General features: G+C 70.0%; 20 protein-coding genes. 6 read left to right on the top strand and 14 right to left on the bottom strand.

Annotation, left to right across the window (positions count from 1 at the left end; all coding sequences use genetic code 11):
* The first annotated feature begins 70 nt into the window (after nucleotides 1-70).
* A complete protein-coding gene (locus ACAG25_RS03645; RefSeq protein ID WP_370486943.1) occupies nucleotides 71-454 on the top strand; it encodes a DUF3054 domain-containing protein in 384 nt (127 codons plus the stop codon).
* Here the strand turns inward: ACAG25_RS03645 and ACAG25_RS03650 are convergent.
* The 4 genes from ACAG25_RS03650 to ACAG25_RS03665 all read right to left on the bottom strand — a co-directional run bounded on the left by ACAG25_RS03650 (nucleotide 417) and on the right by ACAG25_RS03665 (nucleotide 3,380).
* Nucleotides 417-1,745 (bottom strand): sensor histidine kinase, encoded by a 1,329-nt coding sequence (locus ACAG25_RS03650; RefSeq protein WP_370486944.1) that lies wholly within the window; start codon nucleotides 1,743-1,745, stop codon nucleotides 417-419. The two genes, ACAG25_RS03645 and ACAG25_RS03650, sit on opposite strands and share 38 nt — an antisense overlap.
* The gene (locus ACAG25_RS03655) at nucleotides 1,742-2,410 is read right to left on the bottom strand and encodes a response regulator transcription factor (protein ID WP_370487383.1); all 669 of its coding nucleotides are present in this window, start codon (nucleotides 2,408-2,410) and stop codon (nucleotides 1,742-1,744) included. Before ACAG25_RS03655 ends, ACAG25_RS03650 begins: the two co-directional genes overlap by 4 nt.
* Before the next feature lie 76 nt (nucleotides 2,411-2,486).
* Nucleotides 2,487-2,879 (bottom strand): hemophore-related protein, encoded by a 393-nt coding sequence (locus ACAG25_RS03660; RefSeq protein ID WP_370486945.1) that lies wholly within the window; start codon nucleotides 2,877-2,879, stop codon nucleotides 2,487-2,489.
* A gap of 72 nt (nucleotides 2,880-2,951) precedes the next feature.
* Nucleotides 2,952-3,380 (bottom strand): hemophore, encoded by a 429-nt coding sequence (locus ACAG25_RS03665; RefSeq protein ID WP_370486946.1) that lies wholly within the window; start codon nucleotides 3,378-3,380, stop codon nucleotides 2,952-2,954.
* 180 nt (nucleotides 3,381-3,560) lie between these two features.
* On the opposite strand from ACAG25_RS03665, the gene ACAG25_RS03670 reads away from it, so the two are divergent.
* Nucleotides 3,561-6,488 carry an MMPL family transporter gene (locus ACAG25_RS03670; RefSeq protein ID WP_370486947.1) on the top strand — a complete coding sequence of 976 codons (2,928 nt, stop codon included), beginning with the start codon at nucleotides 3,561-3,563 and terminating at the stop codon, nucleotides 6,486-6,488.
* Nucleotides 6,485-7,021 (top strand): XRE family transcriptional regulator, encoded by a 537-nt coding sequence (locus ACAG25_RS03675; protein WP_370486948.1) that lies wholly within the window; start codon nucleotides 6,485-6,487, stop codon nucleotides 7,019-7,021. Before ACAG25_RS03670 ends, ACAG25_RS03675 begins: the two co-directional genes overlap by 4 nt.
* Nucleotides 7,022-7,024: 3 nt before the next feature.
* On the opposite strand, the gene ACAG25_RS03680 is transcribed toward ACAG25_RS03675, so the two are convergent.
* A complete protein-coding gene (locus ACAG25_RS03680) occupies nucleotides 7,025-7,714 on the bottom strand; it encodes a hypothetical protein (RefSeq protein ID WP_370486949.1) in 690 nt (229 codons plus the stop codon).
* Nucleotides 7,711-8,289, bottom strand: coding sequence for a hypothetical protein (locus ACAG25_RS03685; protein ID WP_370486950.1), 579 nt, complete (start codon nucleotides 8,287-8,289; stop codon nucleotides 7,711-7,713). The genes ACAG25_RS03680 and ACAG25_RS03685 overlap by 4 nt, the downstream gene beginning before the upstream one ends.
* A 49-nt stretch (nucleotides 8,290-8,338) precedes the next feature.
* Between ACAG25_RS03685 and ACAG25_RS03690 the strand changes: the two genes are divergently transcribed.
* Both ACAG25_RS03690 and ACAG25_RS03695 read left to right on the top strand, forming a co-directional pair.
* Nucleotides 8,339-10,324 (top strand): M13 family metallopeptidase, encoded by a 1,986-nt coding sequence (locus ACAG25_RS03690; protein ID WP_370486951.1) that lies wholly within the window; start codon nucleotides 8,339-8,341, stop codon nucleotides 10,322-10,324.
* Nucleotides 10,325-10,548: 224 nt separating this feature from the next.
* Nucleotides 10,549-10,935: a hypothetical protein gene (locus ACAG25_RS03695; protein WP_370486952.1), complete on the top strand. Its 387-nt coding sequence runs from the start codon at nucleotides 10,549-10,551 to the stop codon at nucleotides 10,933-10,935.
* On the opposite strand, the gene ACAG25_RS03700 is transcribed toward ACAG25_RS03695, so the two are convergent.
* From ACAG25_RS03700 to ACAG25_RS03725, 6 genes are all read right to left on the bottom strand, one after another.
* Entirely contained in the window at nucleotides 10,932-11,345 is a 414-nt protein-coding gene (locus tag ACAG25_RS03700; RefSeq protein WP_370486953.1) for a hypothetical protein, read from the bottom strand. The genes ACAG25_RS03695 and ACAG25_RS03700 overlap by 4 nt on opposite strands.
* Nucleotides 11,342-12,541 (bottom strand): DUF58 domain-containing protein, encoded by a 1,200-nt coding sequence (locus ACAG25_RS03705; RefSeq protein ID WP_370486954.1) that lies wholly within the window; start codon nucleotides 12,539-12,541, stop codon nucleotides 11,342-11,344. Before ACAG25_RS03705 ends, ACAG25_RS03700 begins: the two co-directional genes overlap by 4 nt.
* 26 nt (nucleotides 12,542-12,567) lie before the next feature.
* Complete coding sequence (locus ACAG25_RS03710) at nucleotides 12,568-13,530, bottom strand: AAA family ATPase (RefSeq protein ID WP_370486955.1); 963 nt, start codon at nucleotides 13,528-13,530, stop codon at nucleotides 12,568-12,570.
* Nucleotides 13,527-14,006 carry a hypothetical protein gene (locus ACAG25_RS03715; protein ID WP_370486956.1) on the bottom strand — a complete coding sequence of 160 codons (480 nt, stop codon included), beginning with the start codon at nucleotides 14,004-14,006 and terminating at the stop codon, nucleotides 13,527-13,529. The genes ACAG25_RS03710 and ACAG25_RS03715 overlap by 4 nt, the downstream gene beginning before the upstream one ends.
* Nucleotides 14,003-14,923 carry a DUF4129 domain-containing protein gene (locus tag ACAG25_RS03720; protein WP_370486957.1) on the bottom strand — a complete coding sequence of 307 codons (921 nt, stop codon included), beginning with the start codon at nucleotides 14,921-14,923 and terminating at the stop codon, nucleotides 14,003-14,005. The genes ACAG25_RS03715 and ACAG25_RS03720 overlap by 4 nt, the downstream gene beginning before the upstream one ends.
* 92 nt (nucleotides 14,924-15,015) lie before the next feature.
* Nucleotides 15,016-16,014 (bottom strand): L,D-transpeptidase family protein, encoded by a 999-nt coding sequence (locus ACAG25_RS03725; RefSeq protein WP_370486958.1) that lies wholly within the window; start codon nucleotides 16,012-16,014, stop codon nucleotides 15,016-15,018.
* A 144-nt stretch (nucleotides 16,015-16,158) separates the two neighbouring features.
* Between ACAG25_RS03725 and ACAG25_RS03730 the strand changes: the two genes are divergently transcribed.
* A complete protein-coding gene (locus ACAG25_RS03730) occupies nucleotides 16,159-16,455 on the top strand; it encodes an MTH1187 family thiamine-binding protein (RefSeq protein WP_370486959.1) in 297 nt (98 codons plus the stop codon).
* Between the two features lie 8 nt (nucleotides 16,456-16,463).
* Here the strand turns inward: ACAG25_RS03730 and ACAG25_RS03735 are convergent, their stop codons facing one another.
* Together ACAG25_RS03735 and ACAG25_RS03740 are read right to left on the bottom strand one after the other, a co-directional pair.
* Entirely contained in the window at nucleotides 16,464-16,787 is a 324-nt protein-coding gene (locus ACAG25_RS03735) for a metal-sensitive transcriptional regulator (RefSeq protein WP_370486960.1), read from the bottom strand.
* Nucleotides 16,784-17,377 (bottom strand): DUF305 domain-containing protein, encoded by a 594-nt coding sequence (locus ACAG25_RS03740; protein WP_370486961.1) that lies wholly within the window; start codon nucleotides 17,375-17,377, stop codon nucleotides 16,784-16,786. The genes ACAG25_RS03735 and ACAG25_RS03740 overlap by 4 nt, the downstream gene beginning before the upstream one ends.
* Nucleotides 17,378-17,420 lie beyond the last annotated feature (43 nt).

The following is a 17,420-nucleotide window of genomic DNA, read 5'->3' on the forward strand; positions in this document are numbered from 1 at the left end:
GCCCGGTGTGCACGGTCGACGCGCGCCGTCGCCGTGAGTGCACGTTCGCGCGCACTACGATCGGGTACCTATGGCCGAGCCGATCAACCGCCGCACCGTCGCGGGTGCCTTCGTCGCCGACGTCGTCTGCGTGGTGGCGTTCGCCACGCTCGGACGCCGCAGTCACGCAGAGGGATTGACGCTCTCCGGTATCGCCGAGACCTCGTGGCCGTTCCTCGCCGGCACGACGGTCGGCTGGCTGCTCGCCCGCGGATGGCGACGACCGACGTCACCGGCGCCCACCGGGGTGGTGGTGTGGGTGTGCACGGTCGTGGTCGGCATGTTGCTGCGCAAGGCCACCTCGGCGGGCACCGCGACGGCCTTCATCATCGTCGCCTCGCTGACCACCGCGGCATTGCTGATCGGTTGGCGTCTGCTCAATCGGGTTGTCGCGCAGGCGTCGTCGCGACGGTGAGCGTGGCCCGCAGGCCGCCGAGCGGTCCGTCGGACAGCTCGATGGTGCCGCCGTGCAGCGCCGCCTGCTGAGCCACCAACGCCAGGCCCAGACCCGATCCGCTCGGTGCGGCGTTGCTGCCACGGGCGAACCGGCCGAGCACCGTGCGGTGTTCGGCCGCCGGTAGCCCGCGCCCGTCGTCGTCGACGACGATGGTCAGGGTGTCGCCGTGCCGTCGGGCGGCCAGGACGATCCGCCCGGCCGCGCCGTGGGTGATCGCGTTGCGCACCAGGTTGTCGACGGCCAGCCGCAGCCCGTCGGGCCACCCGAGCAGGGTGCCCAGATCGTCGGGGACGTCGATGTCGATGACGACGTCGCGGCCGCGCATGTTCTCCCGCGCCACCCGGTCGAGGAGGTCGGTGACGTCGACGATCTCGCGGTCCTCGAGCTGGGCGAGCTGCCCGGACGCCAGTTGGCCCAACGCGGTGATGATCGCTTCGACCCGGCGTTGCGCCCTGTCCAGATCGGCGACCACCTCGGCGCGTTCGTCGTCGGGCAGGTCGTGGATGCGCAGCGTGTCCAGGTCGGCCCGCATCGCGGTCAGCGGGGTGCGCAGTTCGTGGGCGGCGTTGGCGGCGAAGTCCTGGGCGGCGCGCAACGAGTTCGTGGTCGCGCGTTGCGCGGCGGCCAGGCGGTCGAGCATCCCACTCATCGCCTCGGACAGTTCCTCGGCCTCCCGCACCCCCTGCACCGCCGGGACGGGTTCGGATCTGGTGCCGAGGCGGCGGGTGTAGTCGGTCAGACGGCGCAGCGGCCGGATCGCGGGTCCGGCGAGCACCCACCCCAGCAGTGCCGCGAACAGCACCGTCGCCACCCCGACCCCGACGTAGATGGGGACGCGCGCCGGGTTGAGCAGGATGCTGTCGGCGCGGATGCCGATCGAGACCAGCCCTTCCCCGTCGTCTTCGACCTCGATGGTGCGTACCCGGTACTCGATGCCGTCGACGGTGACGGTCTCGCGGCCGGGCGGCAACGGGGGCAGCAGCGGTCCCAACTGGAACGCCACCTCGCCGGTGGTGCTCGATCGGCCGGTCTGCAGGACGCCGCGGCGCGGGTCGGAGAGTTGATCGGGATACATGCTCGCGTCGACGATCGCGTCGAGTCGTCGATCCAGTTGTGCCGCATCGTTGTTCGCCAGGACCACCGACGTCAGGGCGGTGAACGCCGCGACCACCGCGGCGGCGGCGGCGGCCGCGGCGACCGCGACGCGGGTCCGCAGCGACGCCGAACGCAGCCGGCGCAGGAACGTCACGGTTCGTCGCGCAGCACGTACCCGATGCCGCGCACGGTGTGGATCACGCGCGGGTGGCCGTCGCGTTCGAGTTTGCGGCGCAGGTACGACACGAAGACGTCGGCGACGTTGGTGTCGACGTCGAAGTCGTAGCCCCACACCATCTCGAGTAGCCGCTGCCGGCTCAACACCACCCCGGCGTTGTCGGCGAGGACGGCCAGCAGGTCGAACTCGCGTTTGGTCAGCTCGACCCGTTCCCCCGCGACGAACACCAGGCGGCGTGCGGTGTCGATGGTCAGCGACCCGACGGCGATGGTGTCTGCCGGCGGGTCGGAATGGTGGGCCCGGCGCAGCAGCGCGTTCAGTCGGGCGACCAACTCGCCCAGGTCGAACGGTTTGGTCAGGTAGTCGTCGGCGCCGGCCTCCAGCCCGGCGATCCGGTCGTTGACGGTGTCGCGCGCCGACAGCACACAGATCGGGATGTCGTTGCCCAACGCGCGCAGCGCGGTCACTACGGCGACGCCGTCGAGTTCGGGCATCTGCACGTCGAGCACCAGCGCGTCGTGTGCTTCGCCGGCCAGAAGGCGCAGCGCTTCCTTACCGCTGGCCGCGACCCGGACGTCGAACCCCGAATGCCGCAGTCCGCGCGCCACCGAGGTCCGGACGTCCGGATCGTCGTCGACCATCAACACCGTGCGTCCGCCACCCTCGGTGGCCGACGGCTCTGCTCCGCGGGCGGGCGGGGTGTCCACCCTGTCCGTGTTACGAGTCGTAGTCCGACGGGGTGTCGAGGGTCTCGGGGGTGAAGCCGCAGCGGTTCTTGAGGTCGGTCAGCGGCTGGCGGATGGCGGTCAGCTCATCCCGCACCTGGTGGTGGGTGTTCATGTACTCGACCACCTTGTCGTGGACCTCGTCCCGCGGCAGGCCGTGCAGGTCGGTGAAGAACGCGTTGACCTCGGGATGGGTGTGCAGGTAGGCAGACGAGGCCGCGGAAACGCCGGCGGCGACGCCGGAGAAGTCGGCTGCCGTGCAGTTCGGCGGGACGGGCTGGGCGGAGGCCGCGGGCAGAGCACCGAAAAGCATGGCGCCCGCACATGCACCCGCGCCCAGGGCGCTCACGGCGAGCCGACGCGCGGTAGAGGCCGGAAACTTCATCAACGCTCCTTCTTCGACGGAGATGGCAGCCGGCCGCCCCTACGGGCGCCGGTCGAGTCCATCGTAGGGAAGCTAAGCAGAATGGCCGTCGACTTTCTCGGCATGTGGCGAAACCGGTGTCGGCGCCGGGTTCTGCGCGGCCTGCACCAATCCGAGCAGCTCGGGCATGTTGATCGGCAGGCCGCACCGCGCGGACAGCGACACCAGGGGCTGCTGCAGACGTCGTAGGTCGTCGGCGGCCACGGGGTTGGCGCCGAAGTAGGTCTGTAGCGCCGCGATCGACTGCGGACCGCTGCCCTGTTTGGCGATGGCCGTCAGCGCCCGGTCGGTCTCGGGGTTGGCTTCGAGGTAGTTGCTGGTGTGCACGGCGACCATGCCCACGGTCTTGGCCACCGAGCTGGCCGCACACGGGTCCGGTGCGGCGCCGGCCGGCACCGACATCGACACCGCGAGGGCGGCTGCAGCCGTGGCCGGCACGAGTACGCGGGAGCGCAGTTGCATGACGAACTCCTAACAGTTCGCCAACGGGTGTGCACAGCGAACCTGTGGCGATACTGCCATCGGCGAGCATGGGAGTCGCGATCGGTGGGCCGCTCGTGGCCCGACACCCTACCCCAGCCGGGTGTAACCTTTCGCTACGAATCGCCGGGCCAGAAAGCGGGGACTTCCATCCAGCAGTTCATGATGCGGGTCAGCCGCACCCTGCGCAGATTCCGCTGGGCGGTGTTCGCGGTCTGGTTGATGCTGCTGGTTCCGTCTGCCTATCTGGCGATGAACGAGTCCGGGCACCTCACCGGCGGCGGGTTCGAGGTCGCCGGATCCCAGTCGCTGTATGTGCAGCACCAGCTGGAGGCCCAGTTCCCGGATCAGGGGGCGTCTCCACTCGCGCTGGTGGCCGCTCCGCGGCCGGATGCGTCGTTCGAGGACATGAACAAGGCGGTTGCCGAGCTCGAGCGGATCGCCTCGGAGGTGCCGAGTGTGACGGTGCTCGACGATCCGACGGGCGCGCCGCCGGGGGCCGGTGTGGGGCAGCCGCCGCCGCGACCGGACCGGCCCTACGTCATCACCTTGCAGTTGGACTTCGAGAACACCGGTGCCGTCGACGTCGCCAAACAGTTGCGCGAGAAGATCGGCATCGACGGCGAGGAGGCGGGTGAGACCGCGGACGGCAAGGTCCGGCTCTACGTCATCGGGCAGGGCGCGCTGGGCGCCGCGGCGACCGAGGCGACCAAGCAGGACATCGCGCAGGCCGAGAAGTGGAACTTCCCTATCGTCCTGCTGATCCTGCTGGCGGTGTTCGGGTCGCTGGCCGCTGCGGCGATGCCGCTGCTGCTGGGTATCTGCACGGTGGCCGTGACGATGGGCATGGTCTTCGTGCTGTCGATGCACACGACGATGTCGGTGTTCGTCACGTCGACGGTGTCGATGTTCGGCATCGCCGTGGCGATCGACTACTCGTTGTTCATCCTGATGCGCTACCGCGAGGAACTGCGCGCGGGCCGGGAACCCCAGGACGCCGCGGACGCGGCGATGGCCACCTCCGGGCTGGCCGTGGTGCTGTCGGGTCTGACGGTGATCGCGTCGGTGACCGGCCTGTACCTGATCAACACCCCGGTGCTGCAGTCGATGGCTACCGGCGCGATCCTGGCCGTGGCGGTGGCCGTGTTGACGTCGACGACGCTGACACCGGCGGTGCTGGCGACGTTCGGTCACCGCGCCGCCCGCCGGTCGTCGTACCTGCAGTGGGGCCGTCGCGCGGAGGCCACCCAGTCCCGCTTCTGGACCGCCTGGACCGGTTGGGTGATGCGCCGGCCGTGGGTGTCGGCGCTGACCGCGGCGACGCTGCTGCTCGCGATGGCCGCCCCGGCGTTCTCGATGACGTTGGGCAACAGCATGCAACGGCAGTTCGAACCCACCCACGAGGTGCGGGGCGGGGTGAACGCCGCCGCCGTCGCGCTGGGACCCGGTGCGCTGGGGCCGGTGCGGGTCCTGGTCACGTTCCCCGACGGCAACGCGGCGTCGGCGCCGGCCAAGGAGCCGCTGCTGGCCGAGATCCGGCAGCGCATGGCGCAGGCGCCCAACACGGTGACGGTGTCGCCGCCGGTGTTCGGGACCGACTACCGCATCGCGCTGCTGTCGGCGGTGCTCTCGGTCGACCCCGAGGACATGGGGGCCCGCGAGACCGTCGACTGGTTGCGCGCCGAGCTGCCGCCGGTGGCCGGGGACCGCGCGCAGATCGACGTGGGTGGGCCGACGGCACTGATCAAGGATTTCGACGACCGGGTCTCCTCCACCCAGCCGCTGGTGTTCCTGTTCGTCGCGCTGATCGCGTTCGTGATGCTGCTGATCTCGATCCGTTCGGTGCTGCTGGCGATCAAGGGTGTGCTGATGACCGTGCTGTCGGTGGGCGCGGCCTACGGCAGCCTCGTGGTCGTCTTCCAGTGGGGCTGGTTGTCGGGGCTGGGGTTCGAGCCGATCCCGTCGCTGGACAGCACGATCCCGCCGCTGGTGCTGGCGTTGACCTTCGGCCTGTCGATGGATTACGAGATCTTCCTGCTCACCCGGATCCGGGAGCGGTTCCTGCAGACCGGCAACACCCGCGACGCGGTCGCCTACGGCGTGTCGACCAGCGCGCGCACCATCACCAGCGCCGCGCTGATCATGATCGCGGTGTTCATCGGTTTCGCGTTCGCCGGGATGCCGCTGGTGGCTCAGCTGGGGGTGGCCTCGGCGGTCGCGATCGCCGTGGACGCGACGGTGGTGCGCCTGGTGCTGGTACCCGCGTTGATGGCGATGTTCGACGAGTGGAACTGGTGGCTGCCGCGCTGGCTGGACCGCATCCTGCCATCGGTGGACTTCGAGAAGCCGCTGCCCAAGGCCGACATCGGTGACCTGATCATCATTCCCGACGACATCTCCGCGCTGGCGCCGTCCGGTGCGGACCTGCGCACCGTGGTCAAGTCCGCGGCGAAGCTGAAAACTCTTGCACCGCAAGCGATCACGGTGGCCGATCCACTGGCCTTCGCCGGCTACCGGCAGACGACGAAACTGGCCCCGCCGCGGGTGTCCCACGGGGAGGTCCGCGTGACCGGGACGGTCGGCAACCGGGCCCACGGCAAGACCGTCGCGGTGAAACTGCCCAAACATCCGGTGACGATGTGGCGCGGCCGCCTCGACGTCGCACTCGACGCGGTGGGCGTGGCCGCCGCCGGTGAGGGCCTGCTGACGCGCCGGGCGCCGCTGGAGACCACGAACGTGCTGTTGCCGACGGGTGACCGTCTGCAGATCCCGACGGGCGCGGAGACGTTGCGGCTGAAGGGTTACCTGATGATGCAGCGCAACACTGCCCGCGACTTCCGGGAGTTCGCCGACCTCGTCGAATCGATGGACGTGCGGACCGCGGCGGAAGTGCTCGCGAACATCGACCGGTACTACTGTGGTCAATCGGCACGCGAGCACTGGGTGGCAACCCAACTGGTGCGTCGCCTGGCCGACCCCGACCCCGCCGACGGACCGGACCTGTCGGGGCCAGACGCCGAGGCGGCTTGGGCCAAGGTCAGGCAGCGGTGCCTGTCGGTGGCGGTGGCGATGTTGGAGGAAGCGAGGTGACGGTGGCCCCTGACGTGACGGGGGACATCCGGGCCGCAGGCCCGGACAACGGCTCTGCGCGCGGTCGTGGCGCATCCGGACACGATGTGCCCGAACAGCATGTGCCCACCGACCGGCCCGTCGAGTTCTGGCCCACCGCCGCCATCCGTGCCGCCCTGGAGCAGGACGACCTCGCGGTGTGGCAGCGCATCGTCGTCGCGATCAAACGCGACCCGTTCGGCCGCACCGCCCGGCAGGTCGAGGAGGTCCTCGAGACGTCGCAGCCCTACGGGGTCTCGCGCGCGATGGCCGAGGTACTCACGCGCAGCCGGGAACACCTCGAGGCCAACGAACGCGCCGAGGTGGGGCGGCACGTGCACCTGCTGTTGGAGCGTTCCGGTCTGGGCGAACACGAGTTCGCCTCCCGCATCGGGGTGGCGCACCACGACTTCTCCGCGTACCTGCAGGGCACCGTGAGCCCGCCGGCCTCGCTGATGATCCGCATGGGGCGCCTGTCGGAGCGCTTCGCGAAGATGCGCCAGCAGCGCGACTGATCCCTACCGCGAGTGCAGCGGGCTGACGTCGACGACCTCCCAACGGTCGGCGGTCTTGGTCAGCGTCACGCGCAGCGCCAGCACCGCGGTGTCGGGTTCCCTGCCGGGCGCGTTCTGCGTGCTGCGCAGCACCACCGCCACGCTCGCCGCGGCCGGACCGATCGCCTCCACTCCCGCCGACACCGTGCGGGCCTGCGCGGAGATGTTGCGGCCGGCCAGGTCCTCGGCCACGCCGGCGAACTCGGCGCGGAACCGCTCGGCGCTCTCCGGTGACATCAGCCCCGCGGCCCGGTCGATGGACGCGGTCGGGTTCTGCGGGGTGAATGTCGCCGACGCCTCGGCGACGCTGCTGGCGATTCCGGCGACCTCACTGCTGTCGCTGTTGAGGGCGCGGTCGGGCACGGTCCACTGCGTGTATCCGACCGCCACGGCGGCGACCAGTGCGGTGGTGGCGACGGCGACGACGATCAGTCGCAGCTCGGGCCCTTCGTCGTCGGTGCCCATCGTCACCCTGTCGCGGCGGGCCAGCCAGAAGTTGAGCGCGACACCTTCGACGAGCAGCACGCAGAGCACTGCGAAGGCCGCGACCCACCACTTGGGCCAGGTCAGCGCGACGCCGATGTAGACCAGCCCCAGCACGGCGGCCGCCGGGGCCAGCACGTCGAAGGCCAACACCCGCAACGTGTTCCTCATCGGATCGGCTCCAGGCGCGAGATCCGCAGGTCGCCGTCGACCTCGGAGACGTCGAGCCGCAGCGTCCAGCGCACCGTCTGCGGTTGTTCGGTGCCGGCGTTCTCGCTCAGCGAGGTCGCCACCACCAGCACGGTGTCGGTGCGGGCGGCGAAGCCGGTGAGGTCGTCGTCGTCCTGGCCCGGTGTGGTGCCCTCGGGCTGGTGGTGGATCTCCTCCAGCGACACCGAGTTGACCTGTCCGGTGGTGCGGGCCTGCAGCGTCTGGACCAGGCGGCGGAACGGTTCGACCGACGCCTCGAAGTCCACGTTGAGCTGCCCGACGGTGCCCTCGTGCAACTTGGCGAGGTCGCCGTCGATGGTGTCCTTGTTCATGTTGATCAGCACGCCGGTCCATTCGGCGGCGGTCTGCAGCACGCGGGTGCGGTGCTCGAGTTCGGCGTTCTCGTTGCGGTGCCCCACCCAGATCAGACCGGCCAGCACGACGGCCACGACCGCCACCACGGCCAGCACGGCCGAGCCGATCCCGTAACCGGAGAACATCCCCGAGGTGGGGACCTCCTGCTCGTCGTCGGGCATGCGCGTGAGAGTACCCGGGGCATTTCCGGTCATCTGGCAGGCTGGTGGAGTGACATTGGAAGCCGCTCCCCCCTCGACGCTGAAGTCCGGACTCGACCTGAGCCACGTCGATCCGTCCACCCGCCCACAGGACGACCTGTTCGGTCACGTCAACGGGCGCTGGCTGGCCGAGTACGAGATGCCGGCCGACCGCGCCACCGATGGGGCGTTCCGCACCCTCTACGACCGGGCCGAAGAACAGATCCGCGAGATCATCACCGAGGCCGCCGAGTCCGGGGGCTCCAGCGACGCGACCCGCATCGGGGACCTGTACGCGAGCTTCATGGACGAGCAGACCATCCGCGAGCGGGGCCTCGCGCCGCTGCTCGACGAGCTGGCCGGCATCGATGCCGCCGATTCCGTGGACGCGTTGACCACGGTGCTGGCCGCGCTGCAGCGCACCGGGGTCGGCGGCGGCGCCGGTCTCTACGTCGACACCGACTCGAAGAACTCGACGCGCTACCTGCTGCACCTGACCCAGTCCGGTCTCGGTCTGCCCGACGAGTCGTACTACCGCGAACCGCAGCACACCGAGATCCTCTCGGCGTACCCCGACCACATCGCGACGATGTTCGCGCTGGTCTACGGCGGTGACCACACGGCCACGGCGCAGAGGATCGTCGCGCTCGAGACCAAGATCGCCGCCGCGCACTGGGACGTGGTCAAGCGCCGCGACGCTGATCTGACCTACAACCTGCGCAGCCTGGCCGACCTGACCGCCGAAGCGCCCGGTTTCGACTGGACCGGCTGGTTCACCGCGTTGGGCGCCACCACCGAGCAGGCCGCCGAGGTGGTCGTGCGCCAGCCCGACTTCCTCACCGCGTTCGCGTCGCTCTGGAGCAGCGAGCCGCTCGAGGACTGGAAGAACTGGTTGCGCTGGCGCGTGATCCGCGCCCGGGCCTCGCTGCTCACCGACGACGTGGTGGCCGCGGACTTCGAGTTCTACGGCCGCCGGTTGTCCGGCACCGAGGAGATCCGGGCCCGCTGGAAGCGCGGCGTCTCAGTGGTCGAGGCCCTGATGGGCGACGCGTTGGGCCGACTGTATGTGGAGCGGCACTTCCCGCCGCGCGCCAAGGCCCGCATGGACGAGCTGGTGGCCAACCTGCGGGAGGCCTACCGCGTCAGCATCAACGAGTTGGACTGGATGACGCCGCAGACGCGGGAGCGGGCGTTGGCCAAGCTCGACAAGTTCACCCCGAAGATCGGCTACCCGGCGAAGTGGCGTGACTATTCGACACTGGTGATCGACCGGGCCGACCTCTACGGCAACTACCGGCGCGGCTACGCGCTCGAGTACGACCGCGACCTGGCCAAGCTCGGCGGCCCCGTCGACCGCGACGAATGGTTCATGACGCCGCAGACCGTCAACGCGTACTACAACCCGGGCATGAACGAGATCGTCTTCCCGGCGGCGATCCTGCAGCCGCCGTTCTTCGACGCCGATGCCGACGACGCCGCGAACTACGGCGGTATCGGTGCGGTCATCGGCCACGAGATCGGGCACGGCTTCGACGACCAGGGCGCCAAGTACGACGGGGACGGGAACCTGGTCGACTGGTGGACCGACGCCGACCGCGACGAGTTCGGCAAGCGCACCAAGGCCCTGATCGAGCAGTACGAGCAGTTCGTCCCGCGCGGCCTCGACCCGGCGCATCATGTGAACGGCGCCTTCACCGTCGGCGAGAACATCGGCGACCTCGGTGGCCTGTCCATCGCGTTGCTGGCCTACCGACTGTCGTTGAAGGGCGAGCCGGCTCCGGTGATCGACGGCTTGACCGGCGAGCAGCGGGTGTTCTTCGGGTGGGCCCAGGTGTGGCGCACCAAATCCCGTGACGCCGAAGCGATTCGGCGGCTGGCGGTCGACCCGCACTCCCCGCCGGAGTTCCGGTGCAACGGCGTGATCCGCAACATGGACGCGTTCTACCAGGCGTTCGAGGTCGGCGAGGACGACGCGCTCTACCTCGAACCACAACGTCGCGTGCGCATCTGGAACTGATCCTCCGACCCTCGGTCGGCCGGACGAACCTGCGCACTGCCTGAAAGGTTGCTGCTGACCCGCTGGTCCGCATGGACGGAGTCCGACGCCGTCCATAACCTCGATGTCAAGCACGGCTACACAACAGGATTCGTAGCCGTCGATCACCGAGTGCCTCGTGCTTCGTCCATCATCGGCGATGGTCGATGCGCTGTGCGCGCAGGTGTGACAGAGGGAGCGCGCCCATGCCGAATCGTCCGTTCATGATCACCGTCGCCGCCCTGGTGGGCGCCGCGCTCAGCCTGGGACCGGCCGCTCACGCCGATCCGAGCGACCCCACCCCCGGGAAGATGTCCGCAGACGGCCAGGTGCACTCCGAGCAGGCCGCCCGCGTGGCAGGCAGTCAACCATGCGCGGTCAACGTCGGGACGGCGAGCGGCGAAACCGTCCACACGTCCGACTCCGGTACACCCATGCAGGTGGCCAAGGAGGCCGGTCCCGAATGGGTGGGCTCCGACGGGTGGCAGGCACAGGGCATCAGCCGCTCGAATCCGTGGGGCGGCAACTTCGATCCGTCGAAGATCCATACCGGGATGGCCTGCAAGCCGGTCACCGCCGGCGGATTCTCCTAGTCGGCCACGAACGGCCGCAGCGCCACCACGTACGCGACCAGCAGTCCGATCGGCGCCAGCAGCGGCACCCACGGCAGTTCCGGCGGGACGGCCACGGCCAGCGTCGCCACCGCGGTGAACGCGACCGCACCGACCATGATCGGCACGGAGACCCGATTCCTGTTGTGACGCAGTGAAAGATAGGCAGCTGCCGCCAGGCCGGCGACCGCGGTGGACATCGGTGCCGGCGGGCCGAGCAGGACGGTCAGGATGCACAGCAGGACCGCGGCGGAGGCCATCGCAGCGATACGGATCGAGAGCAACACGGCGATGCCGGCCAGGGCCGCGACGGCCCAGCCCGCGCGGGTTGCTCCGGCGGCTGCTGCCGGCACCATCAGCAGACCGAACGCCACCGGGTACCCGGCCCTCATCGGCGAACGCTCCGTCGCTCGGGCATCAGCGCCATCGCCTGGTCCAGCGCGACCGTGTCCGGCCAGGCCACGATGTCGACCCCGACGGTGGCCATGTCGCGATACATGAACGCACGCTGCAGGTTCCACATACGTTCAACCAGCGGATCGGTGACCCCGGCGATCGGGCAGCCCTGCAGGATGTCGACCGCGATCACCGTGTGGCCGCGCCTGCGCAGGTCGATCAGGGCCAGCGCGAACTCGGTGTCCAGCATGGTCGAGAACGCCACCACGATCGCTCCGGTCGGGACGGCCGGGCGCGGTGCGAGTGTGCCCGTCGCGGTCTCGAAACTGTCGACGGCGCCGAGCATGGTGTCGAGGATGCGGTAGAACTGCCGCTGTCCGATCTCTGCTCCCAGCCAACGGATCTGGCGCGCGCCCAGCGCCACCAGCCCGGCGCGGTCGCCGTAACGCAACGCGCTCTGCACCACCTGGACCGCGCCGCGGGCAGCACGTTCGGTCGCCTCCGTGGCCGGGCCGGGTGGTTGGGGATACACGTCGTACAGCACCACCACGTCCGCGGCGCGGTCGGTGAGGCGCTCGGTGATGTGCAGCGCGCCGCGGCGTGCACTGACCGGCCAGTTCACCGTCCGCAGCTGGTCGCCCGGCACGTAGGGCCGGATGTCGGCGTACTCCACCCCCGGCCCTACGTGTCGGGTCAGGTGCGTACCGAGGCGGTCGAGCAGTTCACTGCGCGGTATGGGGGTCGACTGCGCCGGCGCGACCGGGAAGACGAACACCTCGGCGGCGTCGAGGGTGCCGCGTCCGGCGAGCAGACCACCGTGGGCGGGCACGCCGACCTCGACCCGCACCGGGTACCGGCCCCACCGGGATGCGCAGACCGACCACGTCTGTCCTGTCTGCTCGCACGTCATGGGCGCAGGCGTCGACACCGCCACCGAGACGGGGCTCGCGTCGTCGGCCGCGGCGGTCACCACCACCTCGACGTCGTCACCTTCGAAACAGCGCTGCACCGTCGGTACGGCGCCGACCCGTACCACCGGAAGATCCCGCTGCCATCGACCCGCGGCCAGCACTCCCAGCAGCGGCGCCGCGAACACCACCAGATCCCACCGTCCGGCCACCAACGCGACGACGATCGCCACCGCGGCGCAGGTGGCGCACGAGAGGGTCAGCGGCCCAGCCCTCCAGCGCATTTCGACTACCGAGCCCTCGGTGGGCGTCATGGCGGGCCGCCGGCACGGGGCACCGGGGTGCGACGCAGCAGATCCTCGACGACATCGGCGCCCTGGATCCTGCGCACCCACATCTCGGGCCGCAGGCTGATGCGATGGGCGATGGTCGGCACTGCCAGCGCCTTGATGTCCTCGGGGATCACGTAGTCGCGACCGAGCAGCAGCGTCCTGGCCCGTGCCAGTTGCACCAGGTCGAGTTCGGCGCGCGGGCTCGCGCCGACGGCCACCTGTGGATGGCTGCGGCTGGCCGCCGCCAGCGCCACGACGTACTGCAGGACGTCGTCGTGCACCGTGACCTCTTCGACCGACTCCTGCATCGCCACCAGGTCCCGCGCGTCGACCACCTGCGCCACCGTGGGTGGCGCGGAGCCGCGGTCCAGACGGCGACGCAGCATCGTGGTCTCCTCGCCGGACGAAAGATACTGCAGCTCAAGGCGAATTGCGAACCGATCCAGCTGCGCCTCCGGCAACGGATAGGTGCCTTCGTACTCGATGGGGTTGTCGGTGGCCAACACCAGGAACGGATCCGGCAACCGGTGCGTGATGCCGTCGATGCTGACCTGTCGTTCGGCCATCGCCTCCAACAGCGCGGCCTGGGTCTTCGGTGGTGTGCGGTTGATCTCGTCGCCGAGCAGCAGGTTCGTGAACACGGGTCCGCGCCGGAACTCGAACCGACCCGAGGTCATGTCGTAGATCGTCGAGCCCAGCAGATCGGCGGGCAGCAGGTCGGGGGTGAACTGCACGCGCGTGAAGTCCAGTCCCAGCGCGGCGGCGAAGGATTTCGCGATGAGCGTCTTACCCAGTCCCGGCAGGTCTTCGACGAGCACGTGGCCCCGGGCCAGCACGGTGGTCAGGATCAGGTGCAGCGCCTGGCGTTTGCCGACGACGACCTCGGAGATCGCGTCGAGCACCGCGCTGCACTGCGCTGTGGTGGTGGCCGGTGTGCTCACAGCTGCTCCAGACGCCGCAAGATCTCATCGAGGGTGTCGCGGCCCGGTCCGGGCTCGCGGGTGCCTGTCCGTGAGACGTTCTCCGGGTCGACCCACTCCCACAGCTGCGGACCGAACAGCATCCGTCCGCTCGCCGCAAAAGCGTTCGGGTCCCGGGCCTTTCGGGTGCCCGCGGTCAGCTCGAACTGGCGCGCGAGCAACGGACGCAACCGCCTGTCCCAGTCGGCCCGGCTGGACTCCGACCACGAGATCAACGTCTCGGTGCGCGCCAGCCACCGGCGCAGCGCGGCATCGGCGGCCTGCTCCGGCTCCGGGTCGGCTCCGCGCGGCGGGTGGGTCAGCCGCCACCTGGCCGAGGCCAGCCCGGCGGCCAGCGCCACGCCGCACGACGGCAGGATCCACTGCCTGCCGACCATCGCTGCGAGCACCCCGGCCCCCATCATCAGGACCAGCGTCGCCGCAACCACTTTCGTCACAGCGCGTCCTGCAATTCCTGCTGCACGGCACGCAACGCGTGCAGTGCCTCGGCACGATGCCGTTCGGTCATCACGTGCGGGCTGAACCGGGCTTCCTCGAACAGGTCGACCAGTTCGGCGGCGCTGCCGGGACGCAACACCCGCCGCGCGACGGCGCGACCGAGGACTTCCGACGGGGTGTCGGAGGCCTGCGGGCTGGTGCTCGGCGACTTGTCGAGTTCGGTCTCCATCGCGACGTAGCACGCGATGATGGCCGCACGCGGGTCGCGGCTGCGGTCACCGACCTCGGCGAGCGCCAATTCGGTGGCGCGCGCCAGGTCCGCTCCGCCGGTACGCGCGGGCACCGCGCCGGGATCGTCGGTGGGGCCGGGATCCGTTGTGGTCCTGGGGGTCCGGTTGCGCACCCCGGCGATCAGCGACAGCACGACCATGACGATCGTCGCGGCCAGCACATAGCCGAACAGGGGGTCGGAGCCGGTGGGGTCGGGCGGGCGCTCGGTGCCGGGGTCGCCGGACGTGGTCTCCGACGAGGTCGCCTCCGGGCCCGGAACCGGGACCTCCCACCGAGGCAACGCCAGGATCAGGGTCAGCCACACCAACAGCGCGGCGGTGGCGTAGAGCAGGAACCGTTTACGGGGTCGACCGCCGGACGCGCCCGGACCTCGCGGCAGCTCCCCGGCCGAGGGCGCTCTGGCCCGGCGACGCGGCGCGGCCAGCGCGGTGAACGCCATGATCGCCAGTGCGACCGCGAACAGCACCAACACCGGCACCGGTGAGGAGTCCTGGCGCTGCGGTTCGCGCGGCGGTGGAGCGCCGGTCTGCTCGGCCGGCAGGTAGCCGCGCAGTGCCAGCACACTCACCAGCACCGCGACGAGCGGCACGACGGTACGCGCGAACGCCTTGCCGTCTCGAGGCATCGGCCCACCCTGCACTCGGTGCCGACGGTCTCGCAGCGGCCATCGGCCTGAGCCCATCGTGGCACGGTCGGCGCGGACCGGGCGGTACTACCTCAGAACAGCTGCCAGTCGTGGGCGCCGTCCTGCTGGGTGTACCAGCCGCCGTCGGTGTTCTTGATCACCACGGGGTCTCCACTGCCGAAGGTGTCGAAGAACCACTTGGCGTTGGCGGGACTGAGGTTGATGCAACCGTGACTGACGTTCGAGCTGCCCTGCGACCCGACCGACCAGGGTGCGCTGTGCACGAAGATGCCGCTGTTGTCGATCCGGACGGCGTCCTTGACCTTGATCTTGTAGCCCTCACCGGAGGGATCGTCGACCGGGACACCGTAGGTGGAGGAGTCCATCACGATGTCGGCGAACTTCTCCAGCACGTAGTAGGTGCCGTTCTTGGTGTCGTATCCGGGCTTGCCGAGCGAGACCGGGAACGTCTTGACCAACTCACCGTTGATCATCACTTCCATCTGCTTGGTGTCGTTGTCGATGGTCGCCACCTGGGACTCACCGACCCGGAAGCTCGACTTGGTGCCGGCCGCGTCGATGTTGACGATCGTGTGCGCCGGCCAGAAGTCCTGCGGGCGCCAGCGCACCTGCTTGTCGTTGATCCAGTAGAACCGGCCGGGAACGGGCGGATTCGAGGAGATGTGGATCGCGCTCTCGGCCAGCGGCCGGTTGGCGATGGGGCGCTGGAAGTTGATGATGATCGGCTTGGCCACGCCGACCAGGGCACCGTCCACCGGATTGAACGACGGCGGCACGAACGGCGGCTGCCCGGTGAACGGGGTCGGGTTCTGACCGGCCGGGGTGCCCTCGGGGATCGGCATCGCCTGACCGGGGATGACGGCCAGCGGGTCGGCCGGGGTGGACGCACCGGGCGCCGACGGCACCGCGGGCACGGCAGGCGCTGCGGGGACGGCGGGATCGACCGGGGGTGCCGGCACCGGCGCTACTCCGGGTTGGGCGAGCGCAGCCGGGGCGCTCAGGGTCAGCACTGCGACGACGGCCGATGCCATCGCCATGGCGGACCACCGGACTTTGTTGCCCTGCCGCATACATACCTCCAGTTCAGCGACTGCTCCCCAGTGTGGCACAGCACCGGGCCAGGTCAGCCGCCCGAACCGGTCGCCGAACCTCTGACCTGCACGGATCATCGCCGCGGGACCCGCAGGTGTTACGGGCGGCGTTAGGCTCGGTCCATGATCGTGGCGTTTTCCATCAGTCCGTCCGGCGGCGACGAGACCGGCGGGGTCAGCGAAGCGGTCGCCGAGGCCGTCCGGGTGGTCCGCGCCTCGGGCCTGCCGAACGAGACCAACGCGATGTTCACCAACATCGAAGGTGAGTGGGACGAGGTCATGGCCGTGGTCAAGCAGGCCGTCGACGCGGTCGCGGCCAAGGCGCCGCGGGTCAGCCTGGTCCTCAAGGCCGACATCCGGCCCGGCTACACCGGCCAGCTGCAGGCCAAGGTGGCCCGCATCGAGGACGCTCTGGGCTGACGCCCGCTTCAGGACCGCACCAGCCGCGCGATCGCCGCGGACGCCTCGGCGAGCTTGGCGTCGGCCTCGGCACCCCCGGCGGCGACGGCGTGGCTGACGCAGTGCCCCAGGTGTTCTTCGAGCAGCCCCAGCGCCACCGACTGCAGTGCGCTGTTCACGGCGCTGATCTGGGTCAGGACGTCGATGCAGTACTTGTCCTCGTCGATCATCTTCGCGATGCCGCGCACCTGGCCCTCGATGCGGCGCAGCCGCCGCGCATAGTTGTCCTTCTGTGCCGAATAACCATGCGTGGCTTCGGGTTCCGGCGCCCCGGTGTCGGTCGGTTCAGTCACCCGAGCTCCCTTCTCAGCTGATCCATCTGCGCGATCTCGGCCTCTTGGGTGGCCACCGTCTGCCGGGCCATCGCCACGGCGTCGACGTTGTCGCCGTCGGCGATCTGCGTCCGGGCCGTCTCGACGGCGTCCCGGTGCTGCGCGATCATCGTGTCCACCCAGGCCGCGTCGAACTCCGCGCCGCCGAGCGAGCGCAACCGCTGGATCGCCGCGTCGCCGTTCGCCTCCGGTGCCGCCGCGGGGCCGGTCGCCCCGCCCTGGGGGTTCTCGTTCCATTGCACGAGGAAGACGTTGAGCACGTTGATCTCGGGCTGCGCCGTTGCGGCGACCCGCTCGGCGGCGGCCAGTACCTGCGGGTTCGACGACTGTTCCTGCGCCAGGCGCGCCAGTTCGATGGCCTGTTTGTGGTGGGCCACCATGGTGGTCGCGAACGTGACGTCGGCGGTGTTGTAGCCCGCCGGCTCGCCGGTGATCACCGGCGTCTCGACCGACGTGGTTGCGGCGTCCTCGCCGTCGGGCTGCGGCGACGAGCAGCCCACCAGCAGCAGCGCCACCAGTACAGCGCACACGCGCGCGGCCGCTTTCGTCATGAGATCAGCCTACAAGTACCCCTCGGGGGTATCGATAATCGTT

The sequence above is a fragment of the Mycobacterium sp. pV006 genome, from assembly GCF_041287115.1.
Classification (GTDB): domain Bacteria; phylum Actinomycetota; class Actinomycetes; order Mycobacteriales; family Mycobacteriaceae; genus Mycobacterium.